Genomic DNA, 18,961 nt, shown 5'->3' with positions numbered 1-18,961 from the left:
CCCTTTATCAAGGGGCTTTTCTGTGAAGAAACAAAGTGTATGTATCAGATGCATACACGATCTATATTCACAATTATTTTCCTGCAACAGCGTCTTTAAGAGCTTTACCTGGTTTGAAAGCAGGTACCTTGCTTGCAGGGATTTCGATTTCTTCACCTGTTTGCGGGTTACGTCCTTTACGTGCAGAACGCTCGCGCACCTCAAAGTTACCGAAACCGATCAGTTGGATTTTATCACCGTTTTTAAGTGCATCTAAAATCGTATCAAAAACAGAATCAACTGCTTTTGTAGCGTCTTTTTTAGACAATTCGCTTGCTTCAGCAACCGCATTGATTAGTTCTGTCTTGTTCATGCCTTTCACCTCCTCCCAAAAGGGTATCAAATCAGCAGTTTATTATCATTTCTTCACAGTTCAGCCTGATTCTAAACCTGTCTGATAAAAAATCAAAGCAGGGAAGAACAGACAAGTAAACGGCTTTTCAAAAGAAAACAGACACTTTGAGGAATGTTTGTCCAACAAAGTGAAGATTTTCTGTATGTAGAGTAACACATATAAAAAGCCATATCAAGCATTTTAAAGCCTCAATCCCTTGCTCGTCAAGGTTTTCACGTGTTTTACCGAACAAATATTCCTTTTTTTGCTTTTTTCCTCCTAATCCTTGATTGATTTCCAGTATCTAAAAAGAATAAAAAAAGACCCCCCGTTTCAGGAAGAGGTCCTTCAGCTTACAAAATAATGGCGATAAGGCCGCCTGAGCCTTCGTTAATAATTCTCTCCAGCGTTTCTTTCAGTTTATATCTCGCATTTTCCGGCATGAGTGACAGTTTTGCGGAGATTCCTTCTCTTACGATAGAGCTCAATGATCTGCCGAAAATATCGGAGTTCCAGATAGAAAGCGGATCATCTTCAAAGTCCTGCATTAAGTAGCGGACAAGTTCTTCACTTTGTTTTTCCGTCCCGATGATCGGCGCGAATTCACTTTCCACATCCACTTTGATCATATGAATGGACGGAGCGACCGCTTTGAGCCTTACTCCGAACCTTGATCCTTGTCTGATGATTTCCGGTTCATCAAGGCTCATATCGGCTAAGGCCGGGGCGGCAATGCCGTAGCCGGTCTGTTTCACCATTTTCAGCGCATCTGATACCTGATCATATTCTTTTTTCGCGTGGGCGAAGTCCTGCATTAATTCAAGCAGGTGGTCTTTCCCGCGGATTTCAACGCCGACCACTTCTTTTAAAATCTGGTCATATAAATGATCCGGCGCATACAAATCAATTTCTGCGACACCCTGGCCAAGTTCGATTCCGGCCAATCCGGCGCTTTCAATAAACTCAAATTCACTGAAGTGGCCGACAACCCGGTCGACATCGCGCAGGCGTTTAATATCTTTTACGGTTTCTTTCACTGATTCCTGGTAGCTCTCTCTGAGCCAGTGATTTTCTTTCAGCACCATGACCCAGCTCGGAAGGTTGACATTGACTTCCAGCACAGGGAACTCGTAAAGCGCTTCTCTGAGGACGCTTAACACATCTGTTTCCCGCATGCTTTCAACACTCATGGCGAGGACGGGAATATCATATTTCGCGCTTAATTCAGCTCTGAGCGCTTCTGTTTCCGGGTGGTACGGTTTTACCGAGTTGATGACCATAATAAACGGTTTGCCGACTTCCTTCAGCTCGTCGATGACTCTTTCTTCCGCTTCCACGTAATCGCCCCGCGCAATATCGCCGATTGAGCCGTCTGTCGTAATGACGACCCCGATTGTGGAGTGTTCCTGGATGACTTTTCTCGTACCGATTTCCGCTGCCTCATGAAAGGGAATCGGTTCTTCGTACCAAGGTGTATTGATCATTCTCGGGCCGTTTTCATCCTCATATCCCTTCGCCCCGGGAACCGTATATCCCACACAATCCACAAGACGGATGTTGACATCAAGTCCTTCCGCGACATGAACGGACATGGCTTGATTCGGGACAAATTTTGGTTCTGTGGTCATTATCGTTTTTCCTGCTGCGCTTTGCGGAAGCTCATCCTGCGCCCGCGCTCGATCGGCCTCATTGCTGATATTCGGGAGCACCACGAGCTCCATAAATTTTTTAATGAATGTAGATTTCCCTGTACGGACAGCGCCAACGACTCCTAAGTATATATCGCCCCCTGTTCGTTCAGCGATATCCTTGAAAATATCGACCTTTTCCAAGTGATCCCCTCCCGGACTTCCTATCCTTATCATTTTTCATTCACCATTCTCCAATCAAATACAGGACACTATATGTGTATGACGTTGTCCTATTTCAATATGACATCTTTAGAAAATTTTCAGACAGTCTTTTCTATCAAAATCAAAAAAACCTTTCTCCCTATTTGTATGCGCGGGAAAAAGGTTCATTCCTGTTTCGTTTGACTTTCTAAAAAAACGGGTTCCTGTTTTTCATTTACGGTGTATGTGACTGAAAAGGCCGGGACGAAAGGAGTCTCTTTCCATAAAATATCTTGAATTTCCGCGCCCGGTTTGATTTTCTTTTTGTTTTCCTTCAGGCAGCGGGCGAGATCGACGCGATAGTCAGCATAGATTTCTCCGTCAGCGCCGATTAAAAGCGGCAGAGACGTGCCTGAAACCGGACTTTTGACTGAAGGAGAGTCTTTCATGCCGAGCTTTTTTTTATTTAAAGTGAAAAGCCCTTTTGAAACGGCGTCCTCATAGGGAGGATATGTATGCTTTTCCTGATACATTTTGACACGCAGCTTCATGTCGCGGATTGCTTCCGCCATTTGGAGATCGACCAGCTTGACGGTCGGCTTATTTTCCACATCGACAAGCACGTATTGGTACATTCCTCCGCTTTCATAAGCTGAGGCCGGCGGCTCCTCTATGTATCTGGGCGCGAGCCGCTTAAAATCTATCGGATATTTTTGATAGAGCGGTGTTTTCATATCTTTTGTCTGAATCGGCAGAAGTCCGCCGTTCGCCTTTTTAAATTCATCCACTGCCGCTTGCACCTGCTGAAGCTGATGTTTGTAAGATACTTTATTTTCAGTTTTTTCCGCTTCAGGGTACAGACAGCCGGACAGCAGAAGCACCGCCATTGCCGTTATGACGGCCATTTTTAACTTATGCATTCCGCGCCCCCTTTTTGCTTTATTCATTGACAGGCCCGCTGAAAACGACCATTAACACGATCAATCCCGAGATGACCATGCAGGCATAAGCGAGTGAAGAAACCGCTGCTTTTATCAGTTTGTTTTTCACTTTGTACCTGCTGACATAAATAGAGGCCACCGCAACAAACATTAATCCCATAGCACCAAGCGCAAACCACATTTTCATCAATGCCACACTCACGTTCGTGCCCCCCGTCCCATCATTGTAAGCGTTATATTTCATTTTAATATACAAATGTTGAAAAGATCAACAGGTTTTCCATCTATTGAAAAAACAAAAAAAACTGAAGCAAAGAGGGGGACTTTGCTTCAGTCAAGTTGACTATATTCACCTGTACGTCTGAGATACACTCTCTTGGACTTCGATGCTATAGTATGCGCAGATGCATACGTCTGCATCCTCTTCTGCCTAAATCAGCAAATGTTTTAAGCGATTTCAGCCGGAGAGTTCTGCGTTTTGGACTTTCGTCACTTCAGAATATGCTGACGGCATGTTATTGTCACTTCACCCGGTTTTCGAATGTGTTGACCAAGTCTTCCATCTCATGGGTTTTCACTCTGGCCATTAAGGATTCTACGGCCGTTTCTACCTTCTGCCCGTTAAATAATACTTGGTGAAGCGCCTCTGTGATCGGCATTTTCACTTGGTATTTTTGAGACAGCTGATACGCAGCTTTCGTCGTCCGCACGCCTTCAACAACCATCCCCATCTTATCCAGGACAGCTTCCAGCTTGTATCCTTTGCCGAGCAGGTTGCCGGCGCGCCAGTTTCGGGAATGAACGCTTGTACACGTCACGATTAAATCGCCTACGCCGGTCAGGCCGGAAAAGGTGAGCGGATTTCCGCCCATCTTTGTGCCGAGTCTGGCGATTTCAGCAAGACCTCGGGTGATTAAGGCCGCTTTTGCATTATCTCCGTATCCCAATCCGTCTGTAATCCCCGCTGCAAGAGCGATGATATTCTTTAACGCTCCCCCTATTTCAACACCGATCATATCCGGATTGGTATAGACGCGGAAATGCTGGTTCATAAATAAATCCTGAACCGCTTCTGCAGCCTTGATATTTTTTGAAGATGATGTAACAGTCGTCGGGTGTCTTAATCCGACTTCCTCAGCGTGGCTCGGCCCTGAAAGCACGACGATGTCTTTTCTGTACTCCTCAGGCAGCTCCTCTTCCATTAATTCTGAAATGCGGAGAAGCGAATCCGGCTCAATTCCCTTGCTGACATGAACAAAAATCGATTGTTTCGGGATGTACGGCAGAGCCTTTTTCAGCACTTCCCGAATGGCTTTTGTCGGAACTGCCACAATGATGAAGTCAGCTCCTTTTAAAGCCTCGCTTAAATCAGCTGTACCGATGATAGAACTTGATAGCTCCACCCCCGGCAGGTAATCTTTGTTTTCATGCAGTTCGTTGATTTGATCGATCAATTCGGCACGGTGTCCCCACATCATGACTTGATGTCCGTTATCAGCCAGCACTAAAGAAAGTGCAGTGCCCCAGCTTCCCGCTCCAAGCATTGCCACTTTTTTCATCTCTGTATCACACCTTTTTATTTTCTTGCTCTTGCAAATATTTTAATTGGCGTACCTTCAAATCCGAAAGCGTCCCGGATTCGGTTTTCTAAAAAGCGTTCATAAGAAAAATGCATCAGTTCCGGATCGTTGACAAAAACAACGAAGCTCGGCGGCTTAACAGCGACTTGAGTCGCATAGTAAATTTTCAGACGGGAGCCGTTGTGCGTCGGAGTCGGATTCATGGCGACCGCATCCATGATGACATCATTTAAGACATTTGTCTGTACGCGGAGAGAGTGGTTTTCACTCGCTTTAATAATCGCAGGCATGAGTGTATGAATCCGCTTTGTCGTCAGTGCCGACATAAACAGCACCGGCGCGTAATCGAGAAATTGGAAATGTTCCCGAATATTCTGTTCAAATTCTTTCATCGTGCGTTCGTCTTTATCAACGGCATCCCATTTGTTTACGATAATGACGACGGCTTTCCCGGCTTCATGGGCGTATCCGGCGATCCGCTTGTCCTGCTCAAGGATGCCTTCTTCTGCATTCAGCACAACGCCGACGACGTCTGAGCGGTCAATGGCTTTTAACGCCCGAAGCACACTGTATTTTTCTGTTGTTTCATATACTTTACCCTTTTTTCTCATTCCCGCCGTGTCAACGATTACAAATTCCTGCTGATTGTAGGTGAACGCCGTATCCACAGCGTCTCTAGTCGTTCCGGCTACGTTGCTCACGATAACCCGCTCTTCGCCGAGCATCGCATTGACAAGGGATGATTTTCCGACATTCGGGCGGCCGATCAGGCAGAATTGAACGACATCATCACTATACTTCGTCTCCGGAATGTTTTTAAAATGCTCGGCACAAGCATCGAGCAAATCTCCCAATCCTAAACCGTGTGTGCCCGAAATCGGATACGGTTCTCCAAAGCCGAGCGCATAAAAGTCATAGATGTTCGCTCTCATTTCGGTATTATCTAATTTATTTACGGCTAATACGACCGGTTTTTTCGTCCGGTACAGTATTTTTGCCACTTCTTCATCCGCAGACGTCACACCTTCGCGGCCGTTCACCATAAAGATGATCACATCAGCCTCGTCCATGGCGATTTCAGCCTGCTGGCGGATCTGTGTCAGAAACGGTTCGTCTCCGATATCAATTCCGCCCGTATCAATCAGGTTAAAATCATAATTCAGCCATTCCGCCGAACTGTATATCCGGTCCCGCGTCACTCCGGGGGTATCTTCTACTATTGAAATTCTTTCACCCGCAATCCGGTTAAAGATTGTAGATTTTCCCACATTCGGTCTTCCGACAATGGCTACGACAGGTTTACCCATAGTACCCTTCCTTTCAATCCAGCCGCTTACATTTTCACAAAAAATTGTTCAACCGGTTATTAAAAATCATCTTCGCTATGAAAAGAACCCTTCAAACAGAAGGGCTTAACTCATTTATTATATCAGTTTTCACTGAGATCACAATGTATTCTTCAAAATGTTTCGCATTCATGTAACAGTCTCCGTCTGTTTTCAAGACATTTTTGTCGCTCCTTTGCCCTGCTTTTTGCTTTTTTGGCTGATGCGCGCCGCAAGCTGTTCATATGTAGTCAGCCCGACGAGGAGAATCACTCCCGCCGAACAGCCTGAAAGCCATTGATAATCCCCGACGGCTGCCGCACCCGCAATGTTGCGGATGACCGCAGCATACAATAGCTCCCCCTGGCACATGCCGAGAACAAAAAGACAAAGCCTCTCAGGGAACCGCCCCTCAACGGAAAGCGTAATAACGGTAAGCAGTATAACCGCCGCCCATTCAGGTTTTATGATAAACCAAACAGGATCATATAATGCAAAAAGAAAAATAAAGCCGTACGCCGCAGCCGCCGTCAGATGAATCACAATATTACGGAGCCGTTTATGCATGCCGAGGCTCCCCGCATAAACAAATGCCGCAGCAAAAAACATGACATATGCCGCGTTCAGCGTAAAATAAGCCGTAATCTGATGTATGCTTGCCATCATATTAGTCAAAATAAAGACTGATACGTAAAAGCGGCTTTTTGTTTTGGCAAAAATAAAAGTCGCAAGTATCCATAAAAACCACATTGACCAGTAATAATAAAACGGTTCCATAATCGCTCCTCCTCTGATCAGTATGGAGCGGGAACGCATTTTTTAAACCAATTATGCCTGAAAGGAGCGGATAAGGATGGGAAAAGACAGACAGGAGAAAAAACTGAAAGCCTCCCGACGGGTGGAATCTGATCGCGATGATTCGATTCACCATAAAGGAGCGACAAGCCTTGAGCAAAACGGGGAATTCCGAAAAAGAAAATCGTAAAAAACAGAAAAAGGCATGCGGGTTCGCATGCCTTTTAACGTCTGCTGAAACGGGACGTGTCAATCCCCCGTTCAGAAAGCCAGTGATGTGTCTCACCTTTTATGACCAAAGGCGCCTTTTGCAATTGGGAAACCGATTGGCATCCGAGGGCGGTCATAATCATTTTCAGCTCTTGTAAAAGCGCCGTCATCTCGTCAAACAGGCCCTCTTCTCCTTTAGAGGTGAGAGCTTTCAGGAAAGTGCCCGCCATTCCCGCGCCGGAAGCGCCGAGGGCAATCGATTTGGCGACATCCAGGGCGCTTTGCAGCCCGCCGGATGCGATAATTGATTGATCAGCGGAGAGCGAGTGGATTTCCGCTAAGCTTGCGGCAGTGGAAATTCCCCACGTATTAAAAAAATGAAGCGCCTTCTCTCTGCGCATATTTTCAATCTTAGAGAAATTCGTACCTCCGTATCCGCCGGCATCAACTGCTGCTGCGCCAGCATCAAATAACTGCCGTGCCGATTCCCTGCTCATTCCGAAGCCGACTTCTTTGACAAAAACGGGAACTCCCGCTTCCGCCGCAATCCGCTCAATACGGCCGAGAGCGCCAGTAAAGCTTCTGTCACCCTCTGGCATGACGATCTCCTGAATCACATTTAAATGAATCTGGAGGGCATCTGCTTGAATCATATCAACTGCCCTTTTCGCCTGCTCGGCATCCGCCTCGCTGCCTAAATTGGCAAATATCAGCCCATCCGGATTCTCTTTTCTGACGATCTCGTAAGAACACCGTTCGGAGGGATCTTTTAAAGCTGACATTTGCGAACCGACAGCCAGCGGCATGCCGGCTTTGCGCGCGGATCTTGCCAGCGATCTGTTAATTTCGTATGTAAGTTGTCCGCCGCCGCCTGTCATCGCATTGATAAAAATCGGCGAACTGCTTGTGAGTCCGCCGATTTTCGTTGATATATCCACTTTTTCCAATGCTAGGTTCGGTAGGCTGACATGAACAAACGTAATATCATCAAGCCCCGTTTCCCGGTTTTGGCCGGTAGACAGCGCATGATTTATATGTTCTCTTTTTCGTTCTGCTCGTGTCACGTTTTATCACCAATTTATTTTAATTTATTAAGCTTGTCTCCGATTAAATCGCCAAGCTGGAAGCCGGTGCTCGGCTCTTCTTTCGCCTGGTATTGGCGGAAGTCCTCCTGATCGGCTTTCGGCGCTTCTTCAAGCTCACGCATGCTTAAGGAAATGCGCTCTTCGCTTTCGTTCACGTCAAGCACTTTCACTTTAACAGTCTGTCCTTCTTCAAGCACTTCATGCGGCGTTCCGATATGTTTATTGGAAATTTGCGAAATGTGCACAAGTCCTTCCACGCCCGGAAGAATTTCAACGAAGGCGCCAAAGCTTACAAGGCGCTGCACTTTTCCTTCAAGCACATCTCCCTGTTTTACCTTTTCGCCGATCTGGCTCCAAGGTCCCGGCAGCGTTTCTTTAATAGATAAAGAAATACGTTCGTTATCGCGGTCTACGGACAGTACTTTCACTTTTACGTCCTGACCTTCTTCCACCACGTCAGACGGTTTTTCGACGTGTGAATGAGACAGCTGCGAAATATGAACAAGCCCGTCAATTCCGCCGATGTCGACAAATGCGCCGAAATCAGTCAGACGCTGCACTTTTCCTTCAAGCACGCTTCCAACCTCAAGCGTTTGGAGAAAATCATGCTTTTTGGCTGTCTGTTCTTTTTCCACTACAGCCCGGTGTGACAGAATCACCCGGTTTTTATCACGGTCGAGTTCAACGACGATAAGAGAGAGGGTTTTCCCTTTATAGTCAGTGAAATCCTCGACGAAATGAGCTTCGACAAGTGATGCGGGAATGAAGCCGCGAACGCCGATATCAACGACGAGACCGCCTTTCACCACATCTTTCACTTCAGCTTCAAACACTTCTTTTGTGTCGAATTTTTTTTCAAGGTCTTCCCAAGCGCGGTCAGCATCAACGGCACGTTTAGATAAAATCAAAGCATCGTCTTCCACTTTTGTTACTTTCAGGTCAAGCTCGTCGTCAACTTTTACGACATCCGATGCTTTCTCTACATGAAGACTTGATAATTCACTGATTGGAATGATTCCGGACTGTTTGACATTGACAATTTCGACATCTACATGCTTGTCCTCTACCTTTGTCACAATCCCTTTTACTACATCTCCAACCTCTGGCACTTGAACATCAATTTGATTCATTTCCTCTGTCATTTGAATAACCTCCTTGGTCCAAACCTACACAGCTTAATTAATACGGTTTGAAAGCTGAACATGTGAATGTCCGCTTTTCAGCCGAATATGTATTAAAGAATCATCCAAAAAAGATTTTGAATGATCAATAAAAAGTTTTATTAGTATTAACTTCTAATAAATGGACTGGTTTGTCAAGCAATAACATCTTGTCTTTCGAAAAAAATTATAAAGCACTCCGCCCGAAGTTAACGTGATTTCTGTTCGACGATCTCCAGAATTTTTCCTGCGACTTCGGCAATGCTGAGTGACGTCGTATCGATTTCAATCGCGTCTTCCGCTTTGCGCAGCGGGGAAACTTCCCTCTCTGAATCGAGCTTGTCGCGTCTGGCAATTTCTTCAATGAGCGTCTCGTAATTCACGTCATAGCCTTTTTTCTTATTCTCTTCATATCGGCGCTTCGCTCTTTCCTCTACGGACGCGAGCAGAAAAATTTTCACTTCGGCATCAGGCAGCACGTGAGTACCGATATCACGGCCGTCCATGACGACACCGCCTTTTTGTCCGAGCTGCTGCTGTCTTTTGACCATTTCTTCTCTGACGCCTTTATGCTTGGCGGCGATTGATACTTGGTTGCTGACTTCGTCTTTACGGATTTCTTCTGTCACATCTTCTCCGTTTACCAGAACGATTTGTCCTTCCGGAACGGATACAAGCTCAATTTCCGTACGCTTCAGCAGCTCTGTAAGCGCCGCTTCATCAGTTAAATTGGCATTCTGCTTGAGCGCCGTATATGTAATGGCACGATACATCGCTCCTGTATCAATGTACACATATGATTTTTTCTCAGCCACTATTTTAGCAACGGTGCTTTTTCCGGCAGCGGCCGGCCCGTCGATCGCAATTGATAATTTCTTGTCCATAATCTCTCTCCTTGCTCTTTACTCCTCTATGGATTGTATCATGAACTGCCGGAAAAGGGGCGAAAAAATTGAGCTGATTTACCGCTTTACCGTTTCAATCCATTCTTTTTTCTCCATTTTATCAACTCCCTCATATTTCACAGCTTTCGAAATATAAGGTTCAATAGGCTGATAATGAAGCAAAAATTGCACCGCGCCCAAAATTATAAGCTGAATGCAGACCAATTTGACCAGCAGACGTTCAAACGTTTTCATACACGCGCACCTCCATTAGGATTAGTATGGAAAAGTGCGCTGCTGTTTATTCCGACAGACTGTTTCTTCTCTGCTGCAGCTGCGCGCGCATACAATATTGGAGTAAAAGCTGCTGCGATGCGGGATCGATTTCTGCAAATTCAAGCGTCATTTTTTGTTTATCCGCCTTTTCATCATAAAAAATCCGCTGGGTAACAGCCTCGGCCGTAATATCGGCTGTATTTTCCTTGCCGGGAAGAGAAAATGAGACATACAGCTTTTCACCTGGTTCCGCGGAAATATGCTCAGGCATCACAACAGCGATTCCGCCGGCGCTGATATTAGAGGAAACCGTTTGGAAAGCGGTTTTTTTCGCTTCCATTTTGACGGATACATCCAATACTGCGTCTGCACGGACGTATCGGCGTCTTTGAATCCGCTTCATTTCCTCCTGAGGGGGGATGTCCAATCCGATCATCGGGATGGGGTCTTTTTTCTTTCCTTTGATTATGCTTTTAAATTGATACGGCACGTGGCCATTCCCCATAAATTCCGCTGTTATTTCCAATCCTTTATGCAAAAAGACCGTCCGTCCCGAATCCAGATCGACGGGATATGAGATGTGCAGTTCGCCGTTTTCAACGCTTACTGCTTTGCTCCTCGCTTTTTTGGGCTCATTGTTCTCTATGTATTCAATCCAAATATAATCTCCGACAGCTATCATGGGCCTTCACTCTTTCATTATTTATGCTTTTATTAAAGCATGTAACGAAAAAAAGGAAAAGACTTTTTAGTCCTTTCCTCCTTTATTTTTATAGGTCTTTATATATAGGTTCTGCACTTTTTAACTTTTCTATTTTTTCCTCTTTTCCGTCGTCCGCATTAATGAACATTTGATATGTGTCTTTCCCGATCGTCCCGAGCATTTCGTAGCAAAGCACTTCCTGACCGAGCTCATTCGTGATCAGCGCCTGCCGGGTCTCCCGCACTTCAACATTTTTATTCAGCTTCGCTTTCGCTTCATCAGCTGACAAAGCGGGAGCCGGAATCGTTCTCGTGCGGTGCGCCGCCAGGTAATCACGCGCGGAAAAACCGACGACTTCACCATCATCCAGCGCCACTTTCATTCGGATGGCTTCCGGATAAATGCGGACATTTTTCTCCACGGGGATAAAAGAAAAGACGCCGATGTTATTATATTGCGCGCTTTCATCAATTTCGAGGCCTTTTGTTTCATATCCATTTTTCTTTAAAAACGCGACGGCCCGGTTAGATGCTTCATTGAGGCTGATCTTTTGTTTCTTCACGGCCCGTTTTTGAATCAAATAGACCGGATGTCCGCCTTTTTGGGTAATATCCATATAGATAAAAGACTTGTTGTCGGCGTCTTTCATGCGGATGCTGTATACGTCCCGATTCGTCTTCCTGCCGCTTTTGACCACTTTAATTGAATAATTATGATCAGGCGCAAACCGTTGCGCGATTTTGACCGCTTCTTTTTCCGTAATTTGTTTTCCTTTCAGATGCGTAAAACCTTTTCGTTCTGTATTTGCTCCCGTAAATGTGGGGCTGATGCTGTCTTCAGAAAAAGCGCCTACATTTTTTTCGACTGTTTTAAAGCTGTCGACGATCGTATTATCGCTTTGTTTTTTGTCAGAGGCGAGCGCCATCTCAACATCCATCCACCGTAAATTTTTGCTCATGACGAGATGCTGAACGCTGCGGAGCTGGTTTTGAATGTTCTCCGCCTGTTTGTACAGGCTGTTCAGTGTTGTATATTCTTTCTTATCAAGCGGTTTTTGGTCTAAATCCCGGACGGATGTTTTATAGCTGAAATCTCCTATGTTGGATAAAAACTCCTCCGTCTTATTAAAAGGCATGAGAGTCAAGGGCAGCTGGCTCACATTGTTATGAGCTTCAGATGTTATTCTCCATACATCAATGAGCGCCGGAGACAGAGATTTTTTACTGTTCATCGCAAGCGTCGTCCCGATTTTGTCGTGAAGCTGATCTACATGGTACGTCAATTCATGAAAAGCCCTCTGATAATTATTTTCCGCGTGCAGAAGGACCGCATCTTTTTCCTGATGCTCTTTATATCCCCAGTATCCGGTTGCGGCGATCGCGACACCGAGAACAGCGATAATGATTCCTCTAATCATGTTAACACCTCATTTTGCGTACTTTTACTCACAGAAAATGTGCTTTCCGATTCTTTTAATTTGCGGACGTCCCCAAATCCATTTGCTTGTCGCCGTATCAGGATTGAAATAATAAATCGCGTTTTCAGAAGGATCCCAGCCGTTGATCGCATCAAGAACCGCTTCTTTTGCTCTTTCATTCGGCTGCATGTATATTTGGCCGTCGGCAACGGCGGTAAACGCGAGCGGTTCGAAAATGACGCCGGCCACCGTATTCGGAAATAACGGGCTTTTAATACGGTTTAAAATAACCGCGGCGATGGCAACCTGCCCTTCAAACGGCTCACCGCGCGCTTCCCCGTACACAGCCTGTGCCAGAAGATTGATGTCGTTGTTTGAGAAACCGCCAGGCATATTGGCCGCTGTCGTATTTTGCTTTTGATTTGACTGACCGCCTGTATTGTTTTGCGGCTTTTGAGCAGGCTTATTCGTTCCCGCCGGCTTCTGCGTTCCGGCTCTCGGTTTTGTTTGGTTTTTCAATGGGACGTTGCCATAATGAGTGAACGTATTCCCTTTTTGGATCTGCTCCATTACATATTCACGGTAATATTTTGATTTAGAAATCAGCACCTGTTTGGTTTTCGCGCCGACGAGGCCATCAACCGGCTTCATGCCGAATTTCTCCTGAAAATTTCTCACGGCCCAGTATGTGGTCCAGCCATAAACACCATCGATTTTCCCGTTATAAAATCCGTTATATTGAAGACGGGCCTGCAATTCTATAACATCATCACCCGTCGCGCCTCTTTGAATCACTTGATTTGAAAACGCATGAACCGTTTCATGATGATCGAAGAAAGCGGCGGCGAAAGAAAATAGAATGAGACATGCCATAAAGGCTCCTTTGCACTTCATCTCTTCAAGCCTCCTACTGCAAAATTTAAAGTGTACCCGTATTGTCTGTCACGAGGTTATTTTTATGCACGTTTCCTTCTTATCCCCTGTCAAGGCATAAAAAAGAAACCGCACGCGACGCGCGGTTTCTTCACACTTGGATCATATTGACGGAGCGTGCTTTTTTTGCCTTTCGCAGCCCGAACCACCATAAAAACAGCATAAACGGCAGCATATAATATACCCAATGATTGAGGGCGGTAAGAATAAAATCGTAAGAACCGTGCAGACATGAAGGCACGGCCAGCGAAATCACAAGCCATTTGACACGGGCTTTTTTCTGCGAAAAGCGGGCTTTTCCGAGATAAAATCCCATAATCACTCCGATCAGCGCATGGCAGGAGACCGGCAGAAGCGCCCTGATGAAAGCATGCTCAACGCCGTGGCCGAATAGATACAGAATATTTTCAAGCGTGGCAAATCCTAAAGACACACTGGCCCCGTAAACGATTCCGTCATAATGCTCATCAAAATGAGCATGCGGATACACACTGATCATCAGAACGAACCATTTCACCGATTCTTCCAGAAATCCCGAAGACAAAAACGAAACGAAAAAGCTTCCTCCCCCTACATGCTCTTTTTCAAGAACATATTGGATAAACATGGTCGGAAACACAAGAACAACCCCGAGAAAAAAAGACCTCAGCACCATATGTACGGGTTCATTGTCATACTGATCTTTTAAATAAAAATAGCTTAACAGCGCAATGCCGGGAGCAATTCCTGCAGAGATGATTGCAAACATCAGGCAACCTCTTTCCTTTATATTCCTATATCTATCGTACCATGTTGTTCATATTTTTACATCTTTCAATTTTTTTAAAAAAGAGCATATGAATGATCATATGCTCTCTGCACCCAGCCGTTTTGATATTTCATTTGCGATCAAGCCGCCGTGAAAACGGCCGTTCTCGATAAAAATTTCGTTGGCGTTATTTCCAGCCGCAATGACTCCGGCGATAAAAACACCGTCAACATTTGTTTCCATCGTTTCTTCCCGGAAAAACGGCCGGCCTGATTCCGCATCAATCCGCACACCGATTTTTTCGAGGAAACCGTGATCGGGATGGTATCCCGTCATGGCAAATACGAAATCGTTTTTCAGCCGGACCGTCTCATTTCGGCCGGAGCGGAAAATGATTTCATCTTCCGTCACTTCTTCAAGACAAGCGCCGAATTCCATCCGGATTGTGCCGTTTCTGACGAGGGCCTCAAACTCAGGCAGAATCCACGGCTTGATGCTCGGGGAGTACTCATGTCCTCTGTAGAGCACCGTGACGCGCGCACCGGACTTCACCAGTTCCAAAGCCGCATCCACACTTGAGTTTTTCCCGCCGATCACAGCAACATCTTTATCAAAATAAGGATGGCCTTCTTTAAAGTAATGAAATACCTTAGGAAGCCCTTCACCCGGTATGTTCATATAATTCGGATGATCATAATATCCTGTCGCAATGATACAAAACGGAGTGAGGTAGCGGTCTTTTGATGTTTCTACAAGAAAACGGCCGTCTTCCTGTTTCGTTACGCGCTCCACCGTTTCAAAGGCGTTTACGCGCAGCTCTTTTCTTCTGACAACCTCTCTGTAGTAAGAGAGAGCCTGTATGCGGACCGGTTTTCTGTTTTCCGTAATAAAGGCGACATCGCCGATCTCCAATTTTTCACTTGAACTGAAAAAAGTTTGGTGGGTCGGATAGTTATAAATGCTGTTTACGACATTCCCTTTTTCGATCACAAGCGAGTTCACGCCAATTTGCTTCAGATGTATAGCCGCCGATAATCCGCAAGGACCTCCGCCTATTATAATTGCTTTTTCTTCTGTCATGTCCTTCAACTCCTGCGATTGGCATTTCCATCATAAGTTTCCACTCATATAAAAAATCTCCTATATTATCATAGGAGATTTTTTTTGTTTATGCAAACGATTGGTTTATATCCAGCCTCTGAAACGCGAAGCCTCCGCCATTTTCCGCACGCCGACCATGTAAGCCGCAAGCCTCATGTCAATCCGGCGGTTTTGGGACATTTCATAAATATTATTAAACGATTTTATCATCATATTTTCCAGTTTTTCCTCGACTTCTTCTTCACTCCAGTAGAAGCCTTGGTTGTTTTGAACCCATTCGAAATAAGAAACCGTTACACCGCCGGCGCTCGCCAGAACATCGGGAACCAGCAGCGTTCCTTTGTCTGTCAGGATTTTCGTTCCTTCCAGTGTCGTCGGTCCGTTTGCCGCTTCTACAACGATTTTCGCTTTGATGCGGTCAGCGTTCTCTTCTGTAATTTGGTTTTCGATCGCCGCCGGGACAAGTATATCACAGTCCAGCTCAAGCAGCTCCTGATTCGTAATGGTGTCATTGAAAAGCTTCGTCACCGTTCCGAAGCTGTCTCTGCGGTCAAGCAGATAATCAATATCAAGACCGTCCGGATCGTAAAGGCCTCCGTACGCGTCAGAAATTCCGACAACTTTCGCGCCGGCGTCATGCATAAACTTGGCCAGATAGCTGCCCGCGTTTCCGAAACCTTGTACGACGACGCGCGCGTTCTGAATATCGAGACCTTTTTTCTTGGCCGCTTCTTTTATGCAGATGGTAACGCCTTTTGCCGTCGCTGATTCCCTGCCGTGGGATCCGCCGAGTACAAGCGGTTTTCCCGTAATAAAGCCGGGTGAGTTAAATTCATCAATTCTTGAATATTCATCCATCATCCAAGCCATAATCTGTGAGTTTGTAAATACGTCAGGTGCCGGGACGTCTTTAGTCGGTCCGACAATCTGACTGATTGCTCTGACATATCCCCTGCTCAGCCTTTCAAGCTCTCTGAATGACATATTTCTCGGATCACAAACAATTCCGCCTTTACCACCGCCATAAGGAAGATCAATAATTCCGCATTTTAAACTCATCCAGATGGAAAGTGCTTTCACCTCTTTTTCCGTTACATTCGGGTGAAAACGAATGCCGCCTTTTGTCGGACCTACGGAATCATTGTGCTGCGCACGATAGCCTGTAAATATTTTCACAGACCCGTCATCCATCCGAACAGGAATTTTAACCGTTAATAATCTGAGCGGCTCTTTCAGCAGTTCATACACTTCTTCTGGATACCCCAATTTTTCCAGAGCTTTATGTATTACGGTTTGGGTTGATTTTAATACATCATGTTTGTCTTCTTCATTATGACCGGTGAATCGATCGGCTGCCATTTGAGTTAACCTCCTAAAATCTTCTGTTTCTCTCATGCTCCCTTTCAGTGACTAGTATACACCTTCAATATCTCCGTGCATAGAAGAAAGACAATGATTTTTCCATTATTTCGCTTAAAAAAAGACGGCCGCTGAAAACAGCTGCCGTTTCAAATCTTTTTTATGAAAAATGTTTCTGGATGGTCTCCACAGCATTGCCGTCCATGATGAGTTTTCCGTACTCATGGAGCCTGTAAATCGTAATCGTCGCCGGGTGTCCGTATTCAGCCAGCACCGCGATGACGCCTTCGGCGGAACGGGAGCCGAGGTCTTCAAGGCTTACATAGTATTGGTTCTCATAGTGGTAGACGGTGCCGCCGGTAATCCCGATTCGGTGAAGGCTTCCGGCAAGCTGAATGATATCTTCAAACGAATGGAACTGATAAATAATATCCGGGCTTTCGTCAAGTTTGACCTGCATCTCGATATAATCATCGTCATATTCGTCATCTTCTGCGTCCGCGTCATGATTTTTCGTTACAATCACAACCATGCCTTGTGCCTGAAGAGAATATACTTCCACCGCGATCGGACCATTCGCTTCAAAGCCGAGCTCTGTATTTGCTTCATTCATCATATCTTTAAATAACTGGTGGACTTTAAACGAGTCCTTCCAGAGGTCTTCTTTTGTCAGTCCCCGATCAGTCAGATCGTCGAGGGTTAAAAAGATTTTAATCTTATTATAGTTCAGACGCTCAAGCCGCATAATGTTCCCTCCTGCCTCTTCTTGCACACAAATCATATAACACAGTATATGAATAAATGAGTCATAGGTTCTTAATTTGTTATCAGTTTACACCGTGTACAGCGGGAAGACAAGCAGAATGCCGTTTTTTATCACCGCGGCCGGGTTTGTTTCAGGAAGACGGCTCATCCGGTCCGCACAGCGTAATCATATGCGTCTCCGGTTTCGCCCCGAGCCTCAGCGGAACTTTTGTCGTCCCGTAGCCGTTGCTGATCAGGTAATGCGCTTTTTTTACCGTTCCCGTCCCGCCCAATTCGTACGGCCCGAACCGGCCGAAACGGATTTGGCCGCCATGCGTATGGCCGCTGAACACAGCGTCAATCCCGTCTGACTCCCTCATCTGCTCATGGATGTCGGGGTTATGGCAAAGCAGGAGGTTTACTTTGTCAGCATCCGTATATCTGATTGCAGCATCGTAATCATCCATCATCATCCTGATATCATCCACGCCGCAGATCGTAACGGTTTCCCCTTTATAAGCAAACTGAACCGATTCATTTCTCAGCGGGATCACTTTATATGCCCGTAAAAGAGAGAGCAGTTTTTGCTGGCTGACCTCGTAATCATTATTTCCCCACACATACATGACAGGCGCAAGAGCCGTCAGACGTTTGATGTTTTCTTCAATTCTGGCGTAAGGAACTCCGCCCTCCGCCAAATCACCGCCGAGCAAAACGGCATCCGGCTTATAACCTGCCGCTTCGCGGAGAAGCTTTTCATCAATTAAACGGCGGTGCACGTCAGATATAAAAAAGATGGTGAGCGGCTTCATCCCCTTCATTTTATCAAGCGTAAATGTATGTGTTTTCAGATGGCTGCCGTTTGCCGTTTTGTACATAACGGCCGCCATAACCGCAGCCGCTCCCGCCAATGAGCCGAGAATTCCCGCTGTAAGCTTCATAAACGCACTCTCCATTCTGTCATTGTCTTATATTAGACGGACAAACAAAAAAAGACGTTTCTATCCTTTCCGGAAAACGCCTCATTTTATTTGCTTTCAAAATAAAGATTGATATCATACCGATGTTTCATCAAGTGAAAAACAGATTCTCTCGCCCTCCATTTTTCAGGCTGGGGCCATAAATCCGTGCTTTTTTGGATAATTTCACACCTCAGTTTATGAAATTCACCCTCAGCTTTTTCTTCCTTTTTTTTGAAATAATAAGAAGTGCAATACGCAAAAGCGGAAGCCATAATCCAGCACAAGTAAACCGTATGGCCTAATATTTCCTGCAGAATCAGCTGCGGAGAGGCTTGGGGGGCATTAAAGCTTTTAAACATCAGCAGTATGCACATCAGGGAAAAACAAACGAGGGACGCCCACTGCCATCTTCGGCATTGTGCGGCATAATTTTCGTATTTTAATTTCCGTTTCACCAGCGCCTGAAGCATTTGTTTCGTCGGTCCGTCAGCAAATCGGTCTAATTGCTTCCATAAAGAATCCATGCGCTTCAC

The 18,961-nt window shown here is 45.6% G+C and carries 21 protein-coding genes; 1 reads left to right on the top strand and 20 read right to left on the bottom strand.

Features of this window, described 5'->3' with window-relative positions; translation table 11 throughout:
- Nucleotides 1-73: 73 nt before the first annotated feature.
- From hbs to AC1RRX_RS11675, 7 genes are all read right to left on the bottom strand, one after another.
- Nucleotides 74-352 carry a non-specific DNA-binding protein Hbs gene (hbs, locus tag AC1RRX_RS11705; RefSeq protein ID WP_003153447.1) on the bottom strand — a complete coding sequence of 93 codons (279 nt, stop codon included), beginning with the start codon at nt 350-352 and terminating at the stop codon, nt 74-76.
- A gap of 374 nt (nt 353-726) precedes the next feature.
- Entirely contained in the window at nt 727-2,205 is a 1,479-nt protein-coding gene (spoIVA, locus tag AC1RRX_RS11700; RefSeq protein ID WP_007409454.1) for a stage IV sporulation protein A, read from the bottom strand.
- A 185-nt stretch (nt 2,206-2,390) separates the two neighbouring features.
- The gene (locus AC1RRX_RS11695) at nt 2,391-3,125 is read right to left on the bottom strand and encodes a YphF family lipoprotein (RefSeq protein WP_007409453.1); all 735 of its coding nucleotides are present in this window, start codon (nt 3,123-3,125) and stop codon (nt 2,391-2,393) included.
- A gap of 19 nt (nt 3,126-3,144) precedes the next feature.
- Nucleotides 3,145-3,348, bottom strand: a complete 204-nt coding sequence (locus tag AC1RRX_RS11690; protein ID WP_003153435.1) for a DUF2768 domain-containing protein — start codon at nt 3,346-3,348, stop codon at nt 3,145-3,147.
- A 319-nt stretch (nt 3,349-3,667) separates the two neighbouring features.
- Complete coding sequence (locus tag AC1RRX_RS11685) at nt 3,668-4,705, bottom strand: NAD(P)H-dependent glycerol-3-phosphate dehydrogenase (RefSeq protein ID WP_003153434.1); 1,038 nt, start codon at nt 4,703-4,705, stop codon at nt 3,668-3,670.
- A 17-nt stretch (nt 4,706-4,722) separates the two neighbouring features.
- A complete protein-coding gene (der, locus tag AC1RRX_RS11680; protein WP_003153433.1) occupies nt 4,723-6,033 on the bottom strand; it encodes a ribosome biogenesis GTPase Der in 1,311 nt (436 codons plus the stop codon).
- A 192-nt stretch (nt 6,034-6,225) separates the two neighbouring features.
- A complete protein-coding gene (locus AC1RRX_RS11675) occupies nt 6,226-6,828 on the bottom strand; it encodes a YphA family membrane protein (RefSeq protein WP_032870086.1) in 603 nt (200 codons plus the stop codon).
- A 76-nt stretch (nt 6,829-6,904) separates the two neighbouring features.
- Between AC1RRX_RS11675 and AC1RRX_RS11670 the strand changes: the two genes are divergently transcribed.
- A complete protein-coding gene (locus tag AC1RRX_RS11670) occupies nt 6,905-7,036 on the top strand; it encodes a YpzI family protein (protein WP_003153429.1) in 132 nt (43 codons plus the stop codon).
- Nucleotides 7,037-7,070: 34 nt separating this feature from the next.
- Here AC1RRX_RS11670 and fni read toward each other — a convergent pair whose 3' ends face one another.
- The 13 genes from fni to AC1RRX_RS11605 form a co-directional block, all read right to left on the bottom strand.
- The gene (fni, locus tag AC1RRX_RS11665) at nt 7,071-8,120 is read right to left on the bottom strand and encodes a type 2 isopentenyl-diphosphate Delta-isomerase (protein WP_042635307.1); all 1,050 of its coding nucleotides are present in this window, start codon (nt 8,118-8,120) and stop codon (nt 7,071-7,073) included.
- A 14-nt stretch (nt 8,121-8,134) separates the two neighbouring features.
- The gene (gene rpsA / locus AC1RRX_RS11660; RefSeq protein WP_003153426.1) at nt 8,135-9,283 is read right to left on the bottom strand and encodes a 30S ribosomal protein S1; all 1,149 of its coding nucleotides are present in this window, start codon (nt 9,281-9,283) and stop codon (nt 8,135-8,137) included.
- A 227-nt stretch (nt 9,284-9,510) separates the two neighbouring features.
- Nucleotides 9,511-10,185 carry a (d)CMP kinase gene (gene cmk / locus AC1RRX_RS11655; RefSeq protein ID WP_144464488.1) on the bottom strand — a complete coding sequence of 225 codons (675 nt, stop codon included), beginning with the start codon at nt 10,183-10,185 and terminating at the stop codon, nt 9,511-9,513.
- Nucleotides 10,186-10,263: 78 nt separating this feature from the next.
- Complete coding sequence (locus AC1RRX_RS11650) at nt 10,264-10,440, bottom strand: YpfB family protein (RefSeq protein WP_003153420.1); 177 nt, start codon at nt 10,438-10,440, stop codon at nt 10,264-10,266.
- A gap of 46 nt (nt 10,441-10,486) precedes the next feature.
- Nucleotides 10,487-11,143, bottom strand: a complete 657-nt coding sequence (locus tag AC1RRX_RS11645; RefSeq protein ID WP_007409449.1) for a flagellar brake protein — start codon at nt 11,141-11,143, stop codon at nt 10,487-10,489.
- A gap of 88 nt (nt 11,144-11,231) precedes the next feature.
- Nucleotides 11,232-12,581: a germination protein YpeB gene (ypeB, locus tag AC1RRX_RS11640; protein WP_007409448.1), complete on the bottom strand. Its 1,350-nt coding sequence runs from the start codon at nt 12,579-12,581 to the stop codon at nt 11,232-11,234.
- Between the two features lie 24 nt (nt 12,582-12,605).
- Nucleotides 12,606-13,475, bottom strand: coding sequence for a spore cortex-lytic enzyme (gene sleB / locus AC1RRX_RS11635; protein WP_047935900.1), 870 nt, complete (start codon nt 13,473-13,475; stop codon nt 12,606-12,608).
- A gap of 130 nt (nt 13,476-13,605) precedes the next feature.
- Complete coding sequence (gene prsW, locus AC1RRX_RS11630) at nt 13,606-14,262, bottom strand: glutamic-type intramembrane protease PrsW (protein WP_003153415.1); 657 nt, start codon at nt 14,260-14,262, stop codon at nt 13,606-13,608.
- Between the two features lie 96 nt (nt 14,263-14,358).
- A complete protein-coding gene (locus tag AC1RRX_RS11625; protein ID WP_020956007.1) occupies nt 14,359-15,342 on the bottom strand; it encodes a YpdA family putative bacillithiol disulfide reductase in 984 nt (327 codons plus the stop codon).
- Between the two features lie 105 nt (nt 15,343-15,447).
- Nucleotides 15,448-16,722 (bottom strand): NAD-specific glutamate dehydrogenase, encoded by a 1,275-nt coding sequence (gene gudB / locus AC1RRX_RS11620; protein WP_003153413.1) that lies wholly within the window; start codon nt 16,720-16,722, stop codon nt 15,448-15,450.
- A gap of 160 nt (nt 16,723-16,882) precedes the next feature.
- Nucleotides 16,883-17,467: a genetic competence negative regulator gene (locus tag AC1RRX_RS11615; RefSeq protein WP_003153412.1), complete on the bottom strand. Its 585-nt coding sequence runs from the start codon at nt 17,465-17,467 to the stop codon at nt 16,883-16,885.
- 151 nt (nt 17,468-17,618) lie between these two features.
- Nucleotides 17,619-18,407, bottom strand: a complete 789-nt coding sequence (locus AC1RRX_RS11610; protein ID WP_020956008.1) for a metallophosphoesterase — start codon at nt 18,405-18,407, stop codon at nt 17,619-17,621.
- 86 nt (nt 18,408-18,493) lie between these two features.
- Nucleotides 18,494-18,952: a YpbF family protein gene (locus AC1RRX_RS11605; RefSeq protein WP_007409443.1), complete on the bottom strand. Its 459-nt coding sequence runs from the start codon at nt 18,950-18,952 to the stop codon at nt 18,494-18,496.
- Between the last annotated feature and the right edge of the window lie 9 nt (nt 18,953-18,961).

The sequence above is a fragment of the Bacillus sp. GW821-FHT11D08 genome (assembly GCF_058808515.1).
This window is presented reverse-complemented; position numbering and strand designations above follow the sequence as displayed.